The sequence below is a fragment of the Natrinema salifodinae genome, from assembly GCF_900110455.1.
Taxonomy (GTDB): Archaea; Halobacteriota; Halobacteria; order Halobacteriales; family Natrialbaceae; genus Natrinema; species Natrinema salifodinae.
This window is the reverse complement of record NZ_FOIS01000002.1, coordinates 860,482-880,062: the sequence shown is the minus strand read 5'-3', so window position 1 is coordinate 880,062 and position 19,581 is coordinate 860,482. Positions and strand designations below refer to the sequence as shown.

Sequence of the window (19,581 nt, the reverse complement as noted above, 5' to 3'; positions counted from 1 at the left end):
CGGCCGCTTTACCGGCCGGCACTGTTAGGTGTTAACACTCTACACTATCGTGTGTTATGTCCGGGACCGTTCCGCGAAAGGACCTGACGCCGGTCGGCGACGCCAGCGGTCACGCGGTCTACTTACACGAGGACCGCGGGACCTACCACACGTAGTGGGACGACAGCACCTACGAACCGGTGAGTACGGCACTCCTCGTGACCGTCTCGGCGGTGCTCGGCGTCGAGCCGGACGACCTCGAGGCGCTGTCAGCATCCGTCGATCTGGACGCCCTGAACGACCTGTTCGAGTACTGGCGTCACGACGAATCCGCAGTCGAGGACGGTTCGGTCTCGTTTCCGTACTCGGTCTGTGCCGTGACGGTCCACGCCGACGGTGAGATCGTGATCGTTCCGCCGGGAGGGTCCGATCAGTCGACAGACGGCTGACGGCGCCGGGGCTGCGAGTCGCGATCCGCGAGTCGGTCCGATCAGGTATCGCCGTTCTCGTCGGCCGGCTCGAGACCGACCTGATCGCCCGGTTCGAGACCAAACGCCTCGTCGCCTCGGCCCCGATTCACGTCGAGTTCGACGTAGCCGTGACTGCCGACGGTCGCCAGGCGGTCGCCGACCGGCACCGACGCGAAGGTGTCGCCGACCGGGACCTGCTGGCCGTCGACGGTAATCCGTTCTCGATCCGCGAGGAAGGAGCCGGGCACGTTGGTGATCGCGTTCCCGAAGTCGTCGACGACCAGTACCTCGCCGACGGCGCGGTCCGTCGAGAGCGTCGGCTCCGGGAACTCGAACGAGACGTACTCCGTGGCTGGCTCGAGGAACTCCAGCGTCTCGAGCCCGTCGGGGCCGACCTCGTGTGCCTCGGCAGCCGCGGGCGCGAACACGTCGCGTCCGTGGAAGGTATTGCTCGCCGGCCCATCCGGATCGCTCGAGGTTGTCGGTTCGCCTGGCGGGACGCTCCCGGTCGGAGCGGGCGACTCGACTCGCGTCTCGTCGACGACGTAGCGCTCGAGGTCGAAGTCGTCGGCGAGTTGCCGCGCTGCGGGCAGGAGGACGCCGTTGTCCGGGCCGACGAGGACGTGGTCGCCCGCACGGAGCACGAGCGCGTTCCGGTCGGTGCCGACGCCGGGGTCGACGACGACGAGGTGAGTCGCCGGCGGAAAATAGGGGAGCACCTCGCGGAGCCAGAAGGCGGCCGAGCGAACGTCTTGTCGCGGGAAGTCGTGTGCGACGTCGACGAGACGGGCATCGGTTCGCTGGAGGATGACCCCCTTCATCGCCGCCGGATACGGCGACCCGAAGTCGGATGCGAGCGTGATCATGTCCGCCTGTACCCCTCGGCCGAGGAAAGGCGATTCGGAACCGCTCGAACCTTCTCGAGCCGTGGGGCCCGAACACCGTCACCGAGGATCGGCAGGGCTCCGAACCCACCCGCCGATCCACGCGACGAGCCAGCGAACCATCGCCGTCAGGGGCCGCGCGGACGGAAATCGGCGCATGTCTCTACCCCGTGAACCGTCCGGAGAGGGGGAGTAGTGCACGATCAGCTGCCGTTCGAGTCCGTCTCGCTGACCATCTGGATACGCTCGATGCCGCCGATCTCGCCGACGACCTCGGCGACGGGTTCGGGGACGAGCGACTCCCAGTCGCCGTCGTTGATCATGCGTTCACGGACCTCCGAGCCCTCCAGAACGTCGCGGTTGAACATCGGCGACTGACGGATCTCGATGTCGGCTTCTCGGAACAGCTGGATGACCAGCGGATTGTTCGAGTAGGCGACGTCGAAGTCGGGACTCATGCTCTGGACGTGGCTCACCCACACCGAGTTGCGCTCTAAGTCCTCGATCGGGACGGCGTAGGTGACGAGGTCGTACTCGACGAGCGACTTCGTGATCATCATGATCCGCTCGCCGGCGGTAAACGGGTTTCTGGTCGTGTGCGAGTCGTCGGCGCTGCCGATCCCGAGGACGAGTTCGTCGACGTCCTCGGCGATCTGTTCGACCATGTTCAGATGCCCGTTGTGAAAGGGCTGAAAGCGGCCGATGTAGAACCCCCGGGTCATAGCGAGGACTGTTCGGTCGCGGCGCTTAAGTGTGGCGAGTTACCACCGGGCTATCGGTTCATCGAACGAGAATTCGGCCCAGTAGTGTGTGGCACCCCGTACCGTTGCTATTCCGGCCGAACGGCAGTCCGTTGACCGATCAGCGATCTATATATTCGCCCCGTCTGAAACGCGTATTAAGTCGTGCGGAAGAACGCCCTGATCCCACTCGTCGGACGCTGTGCCCCCCGGTATCCGCAACTGACACCATCCTCCGCATGGAGAAAGTATATCAGGCGCAATCCCTTCGGATCAGGTACCGAACAGAGTTCTATGAGTAACGATACGAACGTTGACGACCCTCCCGAAGACGCTCCGGGCACTGCTCCCGATCCCGACGAGGATCGGCGCGAGGAGCAGGCCGAGCGTCAGGGAGAGCGGTCGCCGATCGAGGAGGACGGCGACCGTCGTGACGACGTCGACGAGCCAATCGACGAGTTCGACTCGTCGTCCGACGACGAAGACGAGGACGACGACATCGAGACCGTCGAGGACCTTGGGAGTTCAGTCGAGGTCGATCCCGGCGTCGAGGTCGACGAGGAGATCGCCGAGGACGACCTGCTGGGCGGCCTCAGGATCGACTCGACCGAGGACATCGAAGTCCCCGATCGACTCGTCGACCAGGTCATCGGTCAGGACGAAGCACGAGATATCATCATTAAAGCGGCGAAGCAGCGACGGCACGTCATGATGATCGGCTCGCCGGGTACCGGCAAGTCGATGCTGGCGAAGGCGATGAGTCAGCTGCTTCCCAAAGAGGATCTTCAGGACGTCTTAGTCTACCACAACCCGGACGACGGCAACGAGCCGAAGGTCCGAACCGTCCCCGCCGGGAAGGGCGACCAGATCATCGACGCCCACAAGGAGGAAGCCCGCAAGCGCAACCAGATGCGCTCGATCCTGATGTGGATCATCATCGCGATCGTCGTGGGCTACGCGATCCTCACCGGTAGCATCCTGCTCGGTATCCTCGCGGCAGGTATCATCTGGCTGATCTTCCGGTACACCAACCGCGGCACCGACGCGATGGTGCCCAACATGATCGTCAACAACGGCGATCAGCGCGTCGCGCCCTTCGAGGACGCGACCGGCGCCCACGCCGGTGCACTGCTGGGCGACGTCCGCCACGACCCGTTCCAGTCCGGCGGTATGGAGACCCCGAGCCACGACCGCGTCGAGCCCGGCTCCATCCACAAGGCCAACAAGGGCGTGCTGTTCGTCGACGAGATCAACACGCTCGACATCCGCACCCAGCAGAAGCTGATGACGGCCATTCAGGAGGGCGAGTTCGCCATCACGGGCCAGTCCGAGCGCTCCTCGGGCGCGATGGTCCAGACCGAACCCGTCCCCTGTGACTTCATCATGGTCGCTGCCGGGAACCTCGACGCCATGGAGAACATGCACCCCGCACTCCGCAACCGGATCAAGGGGTACGGGTACGAGGTCTACATGGACGACACCATCGAGGATACCCCCGAGATGCGGCGCAAGTACGCCCGCTTCATCGCCCAGGAGGTCGAACGCGACGGCCGCCTGCCCCACTTCACCGACGAAGCGGTCGAGGAGCTCATCCTCGAGGCCAAGCGCCGCTCGGGCCGGAAGAATCACCTGACGCTGCACTTCCGCAGCCTGGGTGGCCTGGTCCGCGTCGCGGGCGACATCGCTCGCGCCGAGGATCGGGACCACACGACCCGCGAGGACGTCCTGCAGGCCAAGGAACGCTCGCGCTCGATCGAGCAGCAGCTCGCCGACGACTACATCGAGCGCCGCAAGGACTACGAGCTGCAGGTCACCGAGGACGGCGTCGAAGGCCGTGTCAACGGCCTGGCCGTCATGGGCGAGGACTCCGGTATCATGCTCCCCGTGATGGCGGAGATCGCGCCCGCCCAGGGCGGCGGACAGGTGATCGCCACCGGCAAGCTCCAGGAGATGGCCGAGGAGTCGGTCCAGAACGTCTCCGCGATCATCAAGAAGTTCTCCGACGTGGACCTCTCGGAGAAGGACATCCACATCCAGTTCGTCCAGGCCGGCCAACAGGGCGTCGACGGCGACTCCGCCTCCATCACGGTGGCGACGGCCGTCATCTCCGCCTTGGAGGACATCCCGGTCGATCAGTCGGTCGCGATGACGGGCTCGCTGTCCGTCCGCGGCGACGTGCTCCCGGTCGGTGGGGTCACCCACAAGATCGAGGCCGCCGCGAAGGCCGGCTGTAGCAAGGTCATCATTCCCGCCGCCAACGAGCAGGACGTGATGATCGAAGAGGAGTACGAGGAGATGATCGAGATCATCCCCTGTGCGAACATCAGCGAGGTCCTAGACGTCGCCCTGATGGGCGAACCGAAGAAGGACTCGCTGGTCGATCGACTCAAGTCGATCACCAGTACCGCGTTCGATCAGAACCAGGGCACCGTCGGCTCCGCCGGCGGCTCGAACCCCAGTCCGCAGTAACGGAGCGGGACTGACCATGCCGCAGTGGGCGACGTTCGTCGGCATCTCGGGCGTCGTCCTCGTGCTCTTACTCGTTTTATCGCACCTGACGCAGTCGGCGTTTACCGACGCCGGGAGCGAGAGCGATCGCGATTTTGACGACGACTTCCCGTCCGAAACTGACGCCACCGCCACCGATTCGGCCGTATCGATCGAGCCGTCCCAACCAGGCGACGCTGCGGTCGGCTCGCGACCGCGAGATCAGGGGTCGGCATCGCCGTCGGAGTCGCAGGCGGACGCAGATGAGAATCCGAACTCGAACCAGGCGGCGGACGGCACGGCGATCGAGGCCGACCGGCAGCATCGACCGACCGACCACGCCCGCGCCAGCGCCAGCGACCGCGATCACGGGATCGATCCGGACTCGCTGTCGACCGGCATGGTGCTCGCGAACGTGGCCTTCTCGCAGGGGCTGTTCGCGCTCGTCCTGCTCGGTGCGGCAGTCTACACCGCGATCCCGGCGTCAGCGCTGGGCATCGAATTTTCCGTCGCGTATCTCGAGGAGGGCCTGGTGCTGGGAACGATCGCCGGGCTCGGCTTCTACGTGGCGAACGAACTCGTTGCAGCGGCCGCGACCCACCTCGGCTTCGACCACGAGGAGGAGCTTCGCGAACTGCTCTCTCCCGACTCGGTTCGAGGGTGGCTCATTCTCTTGCTGGGCGTCCTGCCGATCATCGCCGTCTTCGAGGAGTTCCTCTTCCGGGCGGCGCTGATCGGCGTGCCCGCCGCCGGCTTCGGGGTGTCGCCGTGGCTGCTCGCGGTCGTCTCCTCGGTCGCGTTCGCGCTCGGCCACGGCATGCAGGGCTCGGTCGGCGTCGTCGTCACCGGCCTCCTCGGGTTCGTCCTCGCGGCCGTGTTCATCGTCACCGGGAGCTTCCTCGTGGTCGTCGTCGCCCACTACCTCATCAACGCCCTCGAGTTCCTGGTCCACGAAGGGCTGGGCCTCGAGTGGGCCGAGACCCTCGAAGGCTAAGGGCCGGGCGCGAGTGCGTTCTGTCATGAACGCGACCGACGGGTCGACGACTCGCTCTCGAGCGATCGTCGCCCTGATCCTCGGCTACTTCGCCATACTGGCCTACGCGACGATCGCGAACGATCCGCTCGCGGCCACCGTCGCGGCGCTCGGCTTCGGCGTTATCGCGATCGCCGTCGGCGCGCTGCTGTACGACCGCGTCCGCGACCCGGGGCCGGCGCTGCTCGCAGCCGCGGGCTGTCTCGTCGCCGGCGGTCTGGTCCAGTTCGTCGCCGTGCTCGCCGGCTCGCCCGCGGCCGACGGGCTCTCGTCGCTGCTGGTCTTCCTTGGCGTCGGCGCGTACGTCTACGCGGTCTGGTTTCGGAGCGAGTGACGCCGCCGACCGCGTCGGCTCACGGACTCGTCCGCAGCACCTGCGCCGTCGGGACCGTCCAGCCGTATGCGACCGCCGCGATGCGCGTTCCGACCGTCACGGCCGCACAGATCGCCGCGGCGACGCTCCCGGAGGAGCCAAGCGAGACGGCCAGCCAGTAGGTAGCCCCGCCGAGGACCGTACAGCTGGCGTAGAAATCCTCGAGCAGGATGAACGGCGACCGATCCAACAGGATGTCCGCGAGCGCGCCGCCGCCGACCGCGTTGATCGTCCCGATCGCGACGATGCCAAAGCCCGAGACGCTGGCCTCGGTCGCGACGATCGCACCGGTCGTGGTGAACGCGGCCAGGCCGACCGCGTCGGAGAACAGCGTCACCGGATGATCGTCGGCCGATTCGAGGACGACGCTCGCGGCGACGGCCAGGCCGACGCCGGCCAGGCCGAGCGCGATCTCGATCGGCGACTGGAGCGCCAGCGGGATGCGGTTGACGAGGACGTCCCGCGTCGCGCCGCCGGCGAAGGCCGTGACCAGGCCGACGACGGCGATGCCGAAGAGATCGAACTCCTCGCGGATCGCCTTGGTCGACCCGACCAGCGCGAACGCGACGAGACCGATCGCGTTCATGACGGCGAACGGATCGACGACCGCCGCTTGCATCAGCTCTCGACCGACCGCAACCGCTGGGACTGCTACTTCTGCCACTGCGTCTCGCTCGGCGGGCGACGGGCTTGAGGGCTACGTCTCGGTCAGCAGTTGCCGGAGTTCCGGTCGGTGCCAGAGATGGAAGAAAACGGATGGACGGGCGCTAAAACTGCCCGAGGCCCGTCTGCTGGGCCTCGGCGAGCACGTCCTCGCAGGTCGACCACGATTCGCGCGCGAACGGCGGGAGGTCGCCGTGCTCGTCGACGTACGACGCCAGGAACTCGCGGGTGGTCGAATCGCCCGGATAGCCGCTACCGATCGGGCCGTACTCCTCGGCGAGCGCGGCGATATGGGCGTCGCGTTCGACCTTGGCGATGACGCTGGCTGCGCCGACCAGCGGCGATTCGTCGTCGGCGCCGTGGCGCGCGTCGACCGCGACGTCGATAGCCGTCGGCGCGCAGGCGTCGGCGACACGCCTGGCGAACCGGTCGGCGTCGGTGTCACAGGCGTCGCAGAGTCCGGCCAGGCGCTCGCTCGCGGCCTCGTTCGGGCCGAGATCGGCGACCGCAGCCTCGATGGCGTCCGCGTGGGCCGTGACGGCCAGCGAGTTCATGTCCGTCTCCGGATCGTCGATCCGCGCCGGCGTGATCTCGGCGACGCCGACTGCGATCCGGTCGTCCTCGCGCAGCGTCGCCGCTAGAGCCTGGCGTCGCTCGGGCGCGAGCCGCTTCGAGTCCCTGATGCCGTCGGGGAGGTCGCCTGGCTCCTCGAGGTAGACGGCCGCAGCGAACATCGACCCGAGCGCGGGACCCTTGCCGGCCTCGTCGACGCCGAATGGCATATCCCGGGGATCGGCTGCGAAAACGAAAGTCGTTGCGACTCGTCGCGGTCGGTCAGTCCGCCGTCTCCGATTCCTCGCCGTCGACGTCGGCGGCCCGCGGCTCGTCCCGGAAGTACTCCTCGAGCTCGAACGGCTCGTCCTCGCCTTCGACGCCGGTCACGTCCAAGGCCGTCACCTCGGCGTCGGTCTCGAGCAGGCCCGCCAGGCTCGGCTCGGTTCGGCCGTCGTCGCTGCTGATGAGCTCCTTCACGTAGAGGCCGCCCTCGCCGTGGAGTCGGACCTCGGCCGCGGTCGGCGTTTCGAGGTCGCCGTCGATCTCGTGGACCGTCCGCTCGCGGGTGAGGCCGGCGCGGCGGTGGTCGACCCGCTGGGGAGTGTACTGCTCGACGGTGGTGCCCGAGAGTTCCTCGAGGGCGGCCTCGAAATCGGCCTCGTCGATCGGGTCGGCGAACTCGACGTCGGCGCGGTAGCGCTTGCTCGCGTCGTGTTCCTTGACGCGCTCGACCATCTCGTAGGTCGCGAGCCGCAGGCCCTCGACCTCGACGCTCCCGTTGGCAGCCTCGTTGATTTCGCGCTCGAGTTCCGCGGGGTCGGGATCGCGCACGCGGGGCCGCTTCACTTCGAGGACGAAGGGCCGCCCCTCGTCGAGCATGCGGGCGTCGACGTCCTCCCGGCCCGCGCCGTGGAAGGTGCCCTCGTCGCCGTCCATCGCGTCGACGACGTGCGGGCGGACGACCTGCTCGACGCTGGTGTCGTACATGTAGCCGGAGCCGCCGCAGTAGTCACAGGGCTCCTCGCCGTCGTCGCCCAGCTGGACGCCGCTGCCGCCACACTCCCGACAGGGCCACTCGGTCTGCGGAATATCCCGTTCGAGCTTGCGGTAGCGGCCGTAGACGAACGCGGGATTGATCTGTACGTCGACCGCGTGGCCCGTGACGGACTCCGAATCGAGAGCCTCGAGCGGATCGAATCCCTCGAGATCGACGACCGCCAGGACGTCCGGCCGGTCGAAGTCGACCTCGGTACCCGTCTTCGCGCCGACGCGCCGTCCGACTTCCCGGTTGACCTCGCGCTTGATCGACTCGCCGACGTCCGGTTCGAGACCTGCGTCCTCGCGGACCAGGCGCTCGTTCTCCTCGACCAGCGGCGGAACGCGCGTGCCGACCTGGTAGGTGTCGAAGTCGACGCCGTCGAGGGCGTCGACGATGGTCTCGGCGACGGCGTCGAAGGTGCCGCAGTAGCCCTCGCAGACCCAGCAGTCGGCGGGGTCGTCGGCCTCGTAGGGCTCGTCGTCGGCCAGCGCGACCGTCGTCCGCAGCGCTCGGCCGCGCTCGGCGTTGGTCAACCCGAAGCTCCGGTCGGCGAAGGGCCGTCCGAGACAGGAGTCGCAGACGGGCCCCGTCGAGAGCAGCGCGCGGGCGTCTTCCGTGATCATGTCACGGGAATCGGGCGGCCGCGGGTAACACGTTTTCCTTTCCCGCTCGGTCCGTTCGTGGGGTGGACCGGAGACGAAGGCCGAGATCGAGGCGGGGCGGCGTCGGAGGGTCGACCGCCGGCTTGCAATCGCCGGCAGGCGGCCCGGTAATTCAAATGGGTGGGATCCCATCCCCGCTCATGAACGATTTCCGACTGGATCGGCGGTCGCTTCTCGCGGCCGCGAGCGCCGGCCTGGCCGGCGCCGTCGCCGGGTGTGCCGAGCCCAGGATCGATCGGTCGATCGAGGGAAGTTCCTCGTACGATATCGACCGGGAGAATCTGGCGGACGGCTCGGTCTTCACCGATCTCTATACCGAACTCATCGAATCGGTCACCCAGGTTCGCGTCTTCGGCATCAAGGATCCCAACACGGGCGCCGAGGGCCGCGGGCAGGGATCGGGCTTCCTCTACGACGAGCGCCACGTCGTCACCAACGATCACGTCATCGCCAACGGCGAGGCGGCCGATCTCCGGTACATTACCGGCGACTGGACGGGGACCACGCTCGTCGGTCGGGACTACCACAGCGATCTGGCCGTCCTCGAAGTCGACCACGTTCCCGAGTCGGCGACGCCGCTCTCGCTGACCGATCGGCGGCCCGTCGTCGGCCAGCAGGTGGCCGCGCTCGGCAATCCCTTGGGGTTCGAAGGATCGATGTCGGCGGGGATCGTCAGCGGTGTCGATCGGACGCTTACCGTCTCCGAGCGGCGGTTCTCCTTCCCGAACGTCGTTCAGACTGACGCGGCGGTCAACCCCGGTAACAGCGGCGGCCCGCTCGTCGACCTCGACGGCGAGGTCGTCGGCGTCGTCAACTCCGGCGGCGGCGACAACATGGGCTTTGCAATTTCGGCCGCGCTGGCCGAGCGGGTCGTCCCCGAACTCATCGAGTCGGGGTCGTACGACCACTCCTATATGGGGGTCGGGCTCCGCTCCGTCGACCGACTCGTCGCCGAGGCCAACGACCTCGACGAGGCGACCGGCGTCATGATCACGGACGTCGTCAGCGAGTCGGCCGCCGAAGGCGTCATCAAACCCGCTTCCCGGACCGTTCGACGGCGCAACGAACCGATCCCCGTCGGCGGGGACATCGTTCTCGCGATGGACGGCGACCCGATTCCCGACCGCCACGCGCTCGAGACGCACCTCGCGCTCGAAACCAGGCCCGGGGACCGGCTCACGCTTCGGCTCCGGCGCGGCGATCGGACGATCACCAGAGACCTGACCCTCGGGAAGCGTCCCTCGCTCTCGGCCTAGGATTGCCGGTTCGTTCCGAGCGCCGTGCGCTCGAACCAGGCCGGCCGTCGACCGGAGAAAACCGTTCGAAACGAGTCATTACGTTGTCTTGTTCGCCTCGGCCGACAACCGATTCGCTCCGTATCGGAACCGTACACGTCAAATTCAATCGAGTTCTTTTTCGAGCGATTATATCGGCTGAATCAACTCGGAATCGGACGCTATCGACCGAGTTCGTCGCATTAGCATGTCGATAACAATAGTATCGAATGTTGTAGCAGTTCTCGGCGCGAGTACCCGGCGCCTGATACCGCAATGACCGACGCCGATATCCACCCGCCCGACGGCGAGGAATCAAGAATCGCACTGGACCACGTCACGATCGAAAACCCTGACGCTCCCGACGAGTGTGCGATGTTTCCTCGTGACGCCAGCGAGGACGAGATGCAGACCGCCTGGATTTCGGCCTACGACGACTCGTTCGTCAACCTCGAGACGATGCGCTAGCCAGTGCCGATGCACCTGACCCGCTCCGTCACCGCCGTCGGCTTCTGGATCGCCACCGTGCTGCCGATCGTTTACGTACCCGTCATCGCCGCCGGGATCGACTCGATGAGTCGCCTCTCGCTGTTCGTCGGCCTCCTCGCGATCAACGTCCTCGCCCTCGTCGTCGGCCACGACTATCAGGCATCGCGGTCGCGGTGACCGCCGGGTCCTCACTTTTCGGGTCCCCGCCGTCGGCGCGGACGCGACACCGCGGACTTTCGATCGGGTTCAGGATACCCACAGCGGCCTGAATGCGTCGAAAAACCGTGTGTCGTCTCGTGTCGGCGCGGTACCAGCGTCGCGCTCGATCCCGATCGCTCGCCGGGGATCGTCAGTCGAGCGACGTCGGCCAGACCTGAACCTGCGGCGTCCCGCAGCTGTTACAGAGGACGGCCTGGTTGTCCTTGTACGTGCCCCGCTCGAGTTCGCCGTCGGGGCAGTTCGGACAGGACCGTCCCTCAAGGATCGCGAGCAACTGTCGGTGACCGCCTGACTGCGACGACTCTGATTTCGCCATATAGTCATTGCATACCGGAAGCGGGGGAAACGGTTGGCCATGCCTATGCAACGCACCGGTAGGCCCCGAGTCGAAGCCCCTATACCCGCGTCCGGTGAATCGCCGGAGGATGTGGCCTTGGGGACACCTCGCCGTCGCGTACCTGCTGTACACCATCGTTACGCACCGTCGGTTCGGCCGCACGCCGCGCGCGATTCCGGCGATCGCGGTCGCGATCGGCTCGCAGACGCCCGATCTGATCGATAAGCCGCTCGCGTGGAACTTCGGAATCCTCCCCGGCGGTCGGACCCTCGCGCACTCGCTGTTCGTCGTCGCGCTGCTCGTCCCGGCCGTGCTCGTCCTCGCGGACCGGCTCGACCGCCGCCCGGTCGGCGTCGCCTTCCTCCTCGGCTACTGCTCGCACCTCCTCGCCGATATCCCGCCCGCGGTCTTCTCCGGCGAGTTCGCCTACGCGGCCTACCTCCTGTGGCCCGCGGTCGAGCAGCCGCCGGAGGACCCCGTCGCCGGCATCCTCGACGCGTTCCTCCACTACTACGCCATGGGGCCCTACGAGTGGCTCCAGTTCGGCCTGCTGGCCGTCGCCGCCATCGCCTGGTACCGCGACGGCGCGCCGGGGCTCGGTCTCGTGCGCGCTTCGATCGCCAGGCGACTGGGCGTCGGCTCCTGATCTCGATCCCGATCGCGGGCGGTCCCGACCGGCCCGCCACCGCCGAATCGTGGCGGCTATCCCGCCGGCCGTCCTTCTCCCGGTATGCGCCAGTTCGTGCTCATCGGTCACGACGTCCCGACGGACCCCGATTTCTCGCTGGACGACCTCGCGGGCGGGGCCGGTCGCCTCGACGCGCTCTGTCGGTCGATCACCGCCTCCTTCGTCACCTCTCACGGCATTCGGGAGGACGTTCGAGTGCACCTGATCGCCCAAGACGAACTCACCATCGTCTTCGACGGCAGCGACCTCCAGCGGCTCAACCCCGACGAGCGCAGCACCGCCGCGCTGGTCCGCAAGGCTCTCGAGCACCGCGACGAGGCCATCGGCGCGCTCCCGGCCGAACCCAGCCCCGGCATCGAGGTCTACCGCCGCGGATTCGAGGCCACGCTCGAGGAACTCGCCGCCGACGGCACGGTCGTCCAGCTCCACGAGGACGGCGACGCGGCGGCCGACGTCGACCCGACGGCACTCGCGGATCCGATCTTCGTGCTCTCGGACCACCAGGACTTCACCGACGACGAAGCGGCGCTGCTCTCGGACGTCGCCGACCGGCGACTCCGGCTCGGGCCGCAGTTGTTGCACGCGGACCAGGCGATCACGATTGCACACCACTACCTGGACACCGAGGGCTACGAACAGTTCTAACGCGGGTCGGGCGTCGGCGCGCCTGGCGGCGATCCGACTTCGGATTCGGAAGCGTTAAAGGACCGGACGCACTCCCTTCGAATGCGGGCCGGTGGGGTAGCTTGGTATCCTTCGGCCTTCGGGTGGCCGTAACCGCGATTCGAATTCGCGCCGGCCCACTTCTCCCGCATCGCAATCTGAGGAGCGGAGCGAGTAGTCTGTGTTACGGGAAGGGCAACCGCACAGATTCAGCAGATGAGACGCGTGTACCGCAGTAAGCGCGTCTCGGAGAGTCGCCAAGTTCGAGTCCGGAACCAGAAGTAGTACAGGGTCTTCCTTTCCGCAGTAGGTGTATGCTCGTCAATGGACCGGCACGGTGGCGATTACTCTTCCTCCGTGTGGTCCCACACCTCTCCGAGGCGAGAATCGATTTCGGCTAAGATCTCCTCTACAACGTCGAATAAGTCGGTCGGATACGCGTTGTCCACTGCATCCTCCGTTCGAGCACGTGGTGGCCGATGATAGTGATCTCGAGAATTGTGCGGATTGTCGTGGCGATCCCACCTCGCCATCCAGTCCTCACCGGACCTGACCTCGCGATAGATCACGTTGAAATCGTCGTTTTGGTACGCGCGAAGTTCGAGTTCGACGCGCCGTATCTCGTCAGGATAGTACACCGAATCGAACGTCGCGACGACCGACGCCGGCTTTTGCTGTGGGAACACGCGGACGGTGTCGATCAACGTCAGTGACCCGAGTCGGCGAGCGACCTCGCGCAACAGCGCTTCGTCGAGTGGCTTCCCGTCACTCGTCATCTCTCAGACTCACGCCGGAGCGTGTGCGCTCCCGTTTCGGTTCTGTCGGGCGTGCTCGAGTTCGCGAATCCGCCGTCGGACCGTCCGCCACTCCTGGAGGTCCATCCACACCGACTCGAGATCGGCGTAGTCGGCGTGCTCGAGCGCGTCGACATCCCCAGGTCCGTCGGCGTCGTATCGGTCGCGATAGTCGCGTTCTTTCGCGACGAGGTGCTCCAATTCCCGTTCTAACTCTTCGAGAGATTGCGTCTGGAGACGCTGGATGCGTCGCCATTCGAAGTACGCTTCGTTTCGGCTGAACAGAGCGGGCGATTCAGCGTCTTGGGTCACCATCCCGATCTCCGCGAACCATTTGAGATACTCGCGAGCGGTCTCCTTCGAGACGTTAGCCTGGTCTGCGACGGCCGCGACACGCGTTGGCTCGTACAGTTGGAGTGCCACGCCGTAGATGCGCTCTCTGGTCGACTGCTGGTCTTTCTGGGCACCCCATTCGTCGGCCAATCCAGGCGGCTGCTCTGGAGGCTCACCCGAACCCATAGCTAGAACACCGGGCTGCGACAGGATATAGTTTGCCACCGCGTAGTATATTAAGCGCCTTCGCGGAGACTCGAGAGGGACGGCCGATTACGTCGAGAACGCGCGCCGAGTCGCTCAGGAGATGCTCGACGCCTGGCGGCACTCGGGGAACGACGTTGTTCTGGTTATACGGTCTCGACGGTCTGGCAGACGCCAGACGGCGGTCGAGATAGCCACCGTGTCGGAGCGCTCGCCGACGAGACCGGTGCCGGCGACGGCGGCGATGACGAGTGAGGAGTGACGGCCAGGCGTCGGCGACTCCGACACAGTAGTAGCGCAGGAGCCGCCTGGTCGATCTAACTGAGCCCACGAAATCGTCCGATTAACCAACGCGACCAATAGCCGAAGAGAGGCCCCTCCTCAGAACGGATACTCCCGCTCGTCGTGTTGCAGTGAGATCCACTTCTTCTCGGTGACCTCGTCCATGATGTCGGTGCTGTTGTAGCCGCCGACGCCGGAGGCCTTCGTCCCGCCGAACGGGACGTGAGCCTCGTCGTTGACCGGCTGGTCGTTGACGTGGACCATCCCGGTGTCCAGTCGCTCGGCGATCTGCAGGCCCGTTCCCACGTCGCCGGCGTGGACCGACCCCGAGAGACCGTACTCGGTGTCGTCGTGGATCTCGATCGCCTCCTCGATATCGGAGAACGGGATGACCGGCGCGATGGGGCCGAAGTGCTCGAAACACGCGGCGGACATCTCGTTGGTCACGTCCGAGAGCACCGTCGGCGCGACCACTAACGAGTCGTCGACGCCGTCTACCTCGACCGTCTCGCCGCCGGTCTCGAGCGTCGCACCGGCGTCGACCGTCTCCTCGACGTAGCCGAGCATCTCGTCGCGCTGGCTCTCGTCGATGATCGGCCCGACGACCGTGTCCGGATCGTGGACGCTGCCGACCGGCAGCGACTCGGCGCGCTCGGTCAGCTTCTCGACGTACTCGTCGTAGACGTCCTCGTGGACGATATGGCGGTTGATCGAGATGCAGACCTGGCCCTGGTGGACGAACGAACCGAAGGTGCCCGAATCGACCGCCGCGTCCACGTCGGCGTCCGCGGTGACGATGTGGCCGTTGTTGCCGCCCAGCTCCATCGCCGCCACGGAGAGGTTCTCGCCGGCCGCGGCGGCGACCCCGCGACCGACCGGCGTCGAGCCGGTGAAGGCGACGACGTCGCTCTCGGGGTGGCTCACCACCCGATCCCCGATGTCGGAGCCGTGGCCGGTCACGACGTTGATCAGCCCGTCCGGCAGCCCCGCCTCCTCGTACAGCTTCGCGATGAGCAACCCGCCCGTGATGGGCGTGTTCGTCGCGGGCTTGAGCACGACCGCGTTCCCGGTGGCGAGCGCCGGCCCGATGGCCCGTCCCGAGAGATTCAGCGGGAAGTTCCACGGCGAGATCACCGTGACGACGCCCTGCGGAACGCGGCGAACGAGGTTCTCCTTTCCCGGAACGTTCGAGTCGGCCTGCTCGCCCTTCATCCGCCGCGGGAACGTGGCCGCCTCGGCCGCCTGGTCCGACGAGATCTGGACGGACGTCTCGCCCATGATCCGCGTGCCGCCGGCCTCGCGGGACAGCAGCTCGATGATCTCGTCTTTGCGCTCCTGGAGTAGCTGCGCGTAGCTCTGGGCGATCTGCTCGCGTTCGATCGGCGGCGTCTCCTGCCACTCCTTCTGGGCCTCGGCGGCGGCCTCGTAGGCGGCATCGACGTCCGATTCGACGCCGGCCGGGACGCGCGCGATCTCCTCGCGTGTCGAGGGGTCCGTGACCGCGATCTCCTCGCCGCTCTCGGAGGGGACCCAGTCGCCGCCGATGTAGAGTTCGTTCCAGTCGGCTTCGATCGAGAGGTTAGGTGACATGGACCGCCCTACGCGGCCGTCACGGAAAAGTCGCCGAGGGCGATCGGCGTGAGAGTCCGGACGGCGTGAAGGGCGTCTCGCAGCGAGTGTCCGGCCGGCCCGACTCTCGCCGCCGAGTACGATCGGAATCGACCGCCGATTCCCAGCGGCCGCCTCAGTCGAGTCGGACCTCGATCAGTGCCGGGTCGTCGGACGGCACCGCGTCCGCGAACGCCTGGTGGATCTCGTCCCACGACTCGGGCCGGTAGGCCTCGATGCCGAAGCTCTCGGCGAACGTCACGAGATCGGGGTTCGTCAGCTCCGTTCCGGTGTGCTCGCCCCGGTGCGATTCCTGCTTCTCGGAGATCAGCCCGTAGTCCTCGTCGTTGAAGACGACGGTCGTGAAGCTACAGTCCAGCCGCGTCGCGGTCTCGAGCTCCGCCGCGTTCATCATGAACCCGCCGTCGCCGGTCGCGGCGACCACGTTCGCCTCGGTCGCCAGGTCCGCTGCGAGCGCGCCCGGGACGGCGATGCCCATGCTGGCCAGGCCGTTCGAGATCACGCAGGTGTTTGGCTCGTAGGTCGGGAACGACTGAGCGATCGCCATCTTGTGGCTGCCGACGTCCGAGACGAGCACGTCCGCGTCGTCCATCACGCCGCGCACCAGCGGGAGGGCGTTCCGAACGGTGATCGGATCGCTTTCGGCGGGCGGCTCCAGCACCGAGTCGAGCAGCCGATCGTGGAGGTCGTTACACCACAGCGAACACGCCCCGTCGGGCAGGCGCTCGTCGATCGCTTCGAGCGCGGCGCCGACGTCCGCGACGATCTCCACGTCGGGGTTGTAGTGGCGGTAGACCTCCGCGGGCTCGTAGTCGACGTGAACGATCGTCTTGTCGAGGTCGGGGTTCCACCCCTCCGGGTCGTGCTCGGCGATGTCGTAGCCGACCGCGACGACGCAGTCGGCCCGCTCGATCGCCCGCGCGGCCTCGTCGTCGGGGCCCGAATCGAGGGTCATCAGCGAGGCCGGCTCGCGGTCGGAGATCGCGCCCTTGCCCATGTACGTCTCGACGACGGGCACGCCCACGCGGTCGACGAGCGCGCGGATGCTCTCCGACGCGGGGGTCCGCACCGCGCCGTTGCCCGCGAGGACGATCGGCCGCTCGGCCGCCTCGAGCAGCCGCGCCGCGCTCTCGGCCGACTCGTCGTCGGGGTCCGGCCGGCGCACGGGATCGCGGATCGCGATCGGCTCGGCGTCGACCGCCTCGGCGGCGACGTCCTCGGGGAACTCCAGATGGGTCGCGCCGGGCTTCTCGTACTCGGCGAGCTTGAACGCCTTGCGCACCGATTCGGGTGTGATCTCGGGCTCGCCGATCTGGGTGTTCCACTCGACGATCGGCTCGAAGATGTCGACCACGTCGAGCGCCTGGTGACTCTCCTTGTGGAGGCGCTCGCGGCCGCCCTGACCGGTGATGGCGACGACGGGACTCTTGTCGAGGTGGGCGTCGGCGACGCCGGTCATGAGGTTCGTCGCGCCGGGGCCTAGCGTCGACAGACAGACGCCCGCGTCGCCGGTCAGCCGCCCGTGGACGTCGGCCATGAACGCCGCGCCCTGTTCGTGGCGCGTCGGGACGAATCGGATCGAGGAGTCTCGAAGGGAGAACAGCAGATCCTCGATTTCCTCGCCCGGGACCCCGAAGACGCGCTCGACGCCCTCGGCTTCGAGACAGTCGACGAGCAGGTCGGCTGTGGACTGCATGGTCGACCCGTCCACACCGCTGTCCATTAATCGCCCACCCTGCAGCTCCCGCAGAAAAGCCGGGACCGGTCGTCGAACCGCTTCGGACGCCGAGGGTTCACAGGACGCGATCCGGCCGAATCCGCAGGAGCACGCGTTCGGTTTCGATCGGATTCGGATACTCGTCGACGTCCATGTACCGCTGGGCCAGCACGTCGATGTGTTCGCGCGCCCCTTCGGTCGTGATCTCGTCGACCTCGCCGATCACCGAGAGGTGGGTGTAGGGGTCGTCGGGATCGGTCATGCTGACGCCGACGCCGGGATTGTTCCGGACGTTTCGCTCCTTCTGGCGGCCGCGTTCGGTGTTGACCAACAGGCGGTCGTCGTCCGCGTCGTAGTCGATCCAGACCGGCGTTACGTGCGGGAGCCCTTCCTCGGTGAGGGTGGCGACGTGCGCGAACGTTTCCTTCTCGAACAGCTCGTGGAACTCGTCGGGAATCGAACCCATGGACCGGCGTTCGTCGGCCTGTGACTTGGCTGTAGTGCCTACTCATCCCGACGGCAAACCCGCTCCGTCGTGGACGGGTTGACGGTAAGACGGAGAGACGGGTCCCGGCGCGATTCCGTTCGTCCGCGCCCCACCCACCCGCCGCCACGCAACGACCACGCAAGTGTCGGCTGGCGGCTTATCACGGACGACGGCGAGGGCTCCCGTATGACCGATCGGGAGGCACTCGGCCGTCGGCGAGTACTGCAACTGACCGGCGCCGCTGCGTCGACGGCCCTGCTCGCCGGCTGTGGCGGCCCGGGCGGGGGCGGGACCGGGGAAGAAGAGGAAGAGGGCGAAACCGAGAGCGAAGAGGGAACCGGCGACGGCCAGGACGTCGAAGACTCGCCGACCGGCGACAACGCGAACGAGACTGGCGAGGAATCCAACGAGAGCGAGAACGACTCGGGCGGCGCCCCCGAGGGCGAGAGCGCGGAAGGCGGCGAAACTGAAGCGGAGAACGAAAACGAGGGCGGCAACGAGAGCGGTGGTGGAAACGGAGGCGGAGGGAACGACAGCGGGTGAGTCTGTCGGCCGCATCGCTCGCTCGATCGGAGCGGTCCGATCGCCGCCCTCGCGTCGCGCCTCGACCGCCTCCCGACCGTCGCTTCGACGGTTACCGTGGCCGCCTTGCCGCTCGTCGCCCCGAGGCACAACCGTTACTGTCCGTCGGGCCCTCCCTCGACTGATGACCGACGGACTCGAGACCGACGTCGAGGGGATGGACGAGATCGCCGAGCGACGCAACGACCTGGCGGCCCGCGTGCGCGCCCACGCCGGCGAGATCGCGCGGGAACTCGCCGTCCTCCAGGGCGGCGACTACGGGCAGGAGACCTTCGAAACCGACGGCGGAGAGTGGACGCTCAAGTACGAGGCCGGTGACGTCGACTACCTCCGGTTCGACCCGAATTCGGGCGCGGAGACCTACGTCGTCTCGAGCAAACAGCCGCCCGAGCCCGAGGCCCTCGAGACGGCGATGGCTGACTACGGCTCGTTCGTCCGGGCGTACAACGAGTACGTCCGTTCCTTCGATGGGCTGTTCGCGGACGCGCCGGACGACTTCCCCGAAGTCGAGTCGACGGCGGAACTCGTCGCCGAGCGCGACCGCATCGTCAATCGCGTCCGCGAGGTCGGAAACGCGATGGCCAGCCAACTTCACCGCTACAACGGCGACTACGGCACCTACGCGACGACGATCTCGGGAACCCGCTGGGAGCTGAAGTGGGACGGCGACGTCGCCTCCTACCTGCGCGTCGGCGGCTCCGACGGCGTCTACCTCCTCTCGCAGTACGGCCCGCCCGCCGCTCCCGAAGTCCGTCGCCTGGTCGACGACGTGCCCGCGTTCGTCGAGGCGTTCAACGAGCACGTCGCGGAGTTAGAGGCGGACCTCGACTCGGTCGAGTTCTAGTCACCGGGAGTCCGGGCACCGATCCGAACTCCGGCTCGGACCTCGACATCGGCGGCGGTTCGCGTGGTCGGCCGGTGCTGTACGGAGCCGTTTCTCTCGTTCACGGGTCCGTACGAACTGTTTCGAGTCCCGTACTCGCGGTTATCGCCGTCAC

General features: G+C 67.1%; 22 protein-coding genes and 1 tRNA gene. 12 read left to right on the top strand and 11 right to left on the bottom strand.

Features of this window, described 5'->3' with window-relative positions:
• Nucleotides 1–179 precede the first annotated feature (179 nt).
• Nucleotides 180–428, top strand: a complete 249-nt coding sequence (locus tag BMY29_RS09715) for a HalOD1 output domain-containing protein (RefSeq protein WP_394297062.1) — start codon at nt 180–182, stop codon at nt 426–428.
• A 41-nt stretch (nt 429–469) separates the two neighbouring features.
• Here BMY29_RS09715 and BMY29_RS09710 read toward each other — a convergent pair whose 3' ends face one another.
• Together BMY29_RS09710 and BMY29_RS09705 are read right to left on the bottom strand one after the other, a co-directional pair.
• Entirely contained in the window at nt 470–1,315 is an 846-nt protein-coding gene (locus BMY29_RS09710; protein ID WP_049990140.1) for an SAM hydrolase/SAM-dependent halogenase family protein, read from the bottom strand.
• 221 nt (nt 1,316–1,536) lie between these two features.
• Nucleotides 1,537–2,055, bottom strand: a complete 519-nt coding sequence (locus BMY29_RS09705; protein WP_049990141.1) for a nicotinamide-nucleotide adenylyltransferase — start codon at nt 2,053–2,055, stop codon at nt 1,537–1,539.
• A gap of 312 nt (nt 2,056–2,367) precedes the next feature.
• Between BMY29_RS09705 and lonB the strand changes: the two genes are divergently transcribed.
• The 3 genes from lonB to BMY29_RS09690 are packed head-to-tail and all read left to right on the top strand — an operon-like array spanning nt 2,368 to nt 5,927.
• Complete coding sequence (lonB, locus tag BMY29_RS09700; RefSeq protein WP_049990142.1) at nt 2,368–4,542, top strand: ATP-dependent protease LonB; 2,175 nt, start codon at nt 2,368–2,370, stop codon at nt 4,540–4,542.
• Nucleotides 4,543–4,558: 16 nt separating this feature from the next.
• The gene (locus tag BMY29_RS09695; protein WP_049990143.1) at nt 4,559–5,554 is read left to right on the top strand and encodes a CPBP family intramembrane glutamic endopeptidase; all 996 of its coding nucleotides are present in this window, start codon (nt 4,559–4,561) and stop codon (nt 5,552–5,554) included.
• A 25-nt stretch (nt 5,555–5,579) separates the two neighbouring features.
• The gene (locus BMY29_RS09690; protein ID WP_049990144.1) at nt 5,580–5,927 is read left to right on the top strand and encodes a hypothetical protein; all 348 of its coding nucleotides are present in this window, start codon (nt 5,580–5,582) and stop codon (nt 5,925–5,927) included.
• 19 nt (nt 5,928–5,946) lie between these two features.
• On the opposite strand, the gene BMY29_RS09685 is transcribed toward BMY29_RS09690, so the two are convergent.
• The 3 genes from BMY29_RS09685 to BMY29_RS09675 form a co-directional block, all read right to left on the bottom strand.
• The gene (locus BMY29_RS09685; RefSeq protein ID WP_049990145.1) at nt 5,947–6,585 is read right to left on the bottom strand and encodes a trimeric intracellular cation channel family protein; all 639 of its coding nucleotides are present in this window, start codon (nt 6,583–6,585) and stop codon (nt 5,947–5,949) included.
• Nucleotides 6,586–6,733: 148 nt separating this feature from the next.
• Nucleotides 6,734–7,411, bottom strand: coding sequence for a ribonuclease HII (gene rnhB, locus BMY29_RS09680; RefSeq protein ID WP_049990146.1), 678 nt, complete (start codon nt 7,409–7,411; stop codon nt 6,734–6,736).
• Between the two features lie 52 nt (nt 7,412–7,463).
• Nucleotides 7,464–8,846 carry a tRNA pseudouridine(54/55) synthase Pus10 gene (locus tag BMY29_RS09675; protein WP_049990147.1) on the bottom strand — a complete coding sequence of 461 codons (1,383 nt, stop codon included), beginning with the start codon at nt 8,844–8,846 and terminating at the stop codon, nt 7,464–7,466.
• Between the two features lie 179 nt (nt 8,847–9,025).
• Here BMY29_RS09675 and BMY29_RS09670 point away from each other — a divergent pair, with 179 nt between their 5' ends.
• The 3 genes from BMY29_RS09670 (at nt 9,026) to BMY29_RS09660 (ending at nt 10,825) form a co-directional block, all read left to right on the top strand.
• Nucleotides 9,026–10,141, top strand: a complete 1,116-nt coding sequence (locus BMY29_RS09670) for a S1C family serine protease (protein WP_049990148.1) — start codon at nt 9,026–9,028, stop codon at nt 10,139–10,141.
• 294 nt (nt 10,142–10,435) lie between these two features.
• The gene (locus BMY29_RS09665) at nt 10,436–10,627 is read left to right on the top strand and encodes a DUF7511 domain-containing protein (protein WP_049990149.1); all 192 of its coding nucleotides are present in this window, start codon (nt 10,436–10,438) and stop codon (nt 10,625–10,627) included.
• Between the two features lie 9 nt (nt 10,628–10,636).
• Nucleotides 10,637–10,825, top strand: a complete 189-nt coding sequence (locus BMY29_RS09660) for a DUF8028 family protein (protein WP_049990150.1) — start codon at nt 10,637–10,639, stop codon at nt 10,823–10,825.
• Between the two features lie 172 nt (nt 10,826–10,997).
• On the opposite strand, the gene BMY29_RS09655 is transcribed toward BMY29_RS09660, so the two are convergent.
• Nucleotides 10,998–11,183, bottom strand: a complete 186-nt coding sequence (locus BMY29_RS09655; RefSeq protein WP_049990151.1) for an HVO_A0556 family zinc finger protein — start codon at nt 11,181–11,183, stop codon at nt 10,998–11,000.
• A 109-nt stretch (nt 11,184–11,292) separates the two neighbouring features.
• Between BMY29_RS09655 and BMY29_RS09650 the strand changes: the two genes are divergently transcribed.
• The 3 genes from BMY29_RS09650 (at nt 11,293) to BMY29_RS09640 (ending at nt 12,695) form a co-directional block, all read left to right on the top strand.
• Nucleotides 11,293–11,850, top strand: a complete 558-nt coding sequence (locus BMY29_RS09650; protein WP_049990152.1) for a metal-dependent hydrolase — start codon at nt 11,293–11,295, stop codon at nt 11,848–11,850.
• Between the two features lie 84 nt (nt 11,851–11,934).
• Complete coding sequence (trmY, locus tag BMY29_RS09645; protein ID WP_049990153.1) at nt 11,935–12,537, top strand: tRNA (pseudouridine(54)-N(1))-methyltransferase TrmY; 603 nt, start codon at nt 11,935–11,937, stop codon at nt 12,535–12,537.
• A gap of 85 nt (nt 12,538–12,622) precedes the next feature.
• Nucleotides 12,623–12,695, top strand: a tRNA-Pro gene (locus tag BMY29_RS09640).
• 204 nt (nt 12,696–12,899) lie between these two features.
• Here BMY29_RS09640 and BMY29_RS09635 read toward each other — a convergent pair.
• The 5 genes from BMY29_RS09635 to BMY29_RS09615 form a co-directional block, all read right to left on the bottom strand.
• The gene (locus BMY29_RS09635) at nt 12,900–13,331 is read right to left on the bottom strand and encodes a toxin-antitoxin system TumE family protein (protein WP_049990154.1); all 432 of its coding nucleotides are present in this window, start codon (nt 13,329–13,331) and stop codon (nt 12,900–12,902) included.
• A gap of 9 nt (nt 13,332–13,340) precedes the next feature.
• Nucleotides 13,341–13,868: a DUF7342 family protein gene (locus BMY29_RS09630; protein ID WP_049990155.1), complete on the bottom strand. Its 528-nt coding sequence runs from the start codon at nt 13,866–13,868 to the stop codon at nt 13,341–13,343.
• A 399-nt stretch (nt 13,869–14,267) separates the two neighbouring features.
• Nucleotides 14,268–15,758, bottom strand: coding sequence for an aldehyde dehydrogenase family protein (locus BMY29_RS09625; protein WP_049990156.1), 1,491 nt, complete (start codon nt 15,756–15,758; stop codon nt 14,268–14,270).
• A 154-nt stretch (nt 15,759–15,912) separates the two neighbouring features.
• The gene (locus BMY29_RS09620) at nt 15,913–17,493 is read right to left on the bottom strand and encodes an acetolactate synthase large subunit (protein WP_049990157.1); all 1,581 of its coding nucleotides are present in this window, start codon (nt 17,491–17,493) and stop codon (nt 15,913–15,915) included.
• A 97-nt stretch (nt 17,494–17,590) separates the two neighbouring features.
• The gene (locus tag BMY29_RS09615) at nt 17,591–17,980 is read right to left on the bottom strand and encodes a pyridoxamine 5'-phosphate oxidase family protein (protein ID WP_049990158.1); all 390 of its coding nucleotides are present in this window, start codon (nt 17,978–17,980) and stop codon (nt 17,591–17,593) included.
• A 207-nt stretch (nt 17,981–18,187) separates the two neighbouring features.
• Here BMY29_RS09615 and BMY29_RS09610 point away from each other — a divergent pair, with 207 nt between their 5' ends.
• On the top strand, nt 18,188–18,544 hold the full coding sequence (locus tag BMY29_RS09610) for a hypothetical protein (RefSeq protein ID WP_049990159.1): 357 nt from the start codon (nt 18,188–18,190) through the stop codon (nt 18,542–18,544).
• 163 nt (nt 18,545–18,707) lie between these two features.
• Complete coding sequence (locus BMY29_RS09605) at nt 18,708–19,427, top strand: profilin-fold protein (RefSeq protein WP_049990160.1); 720 nt, start codon at nt 18,708–18,710, stop codon at nt 19,425–19,427.
• The last annotated feature ends 154 nt before the right edge of the window (nt 19,428–19,581 follow it).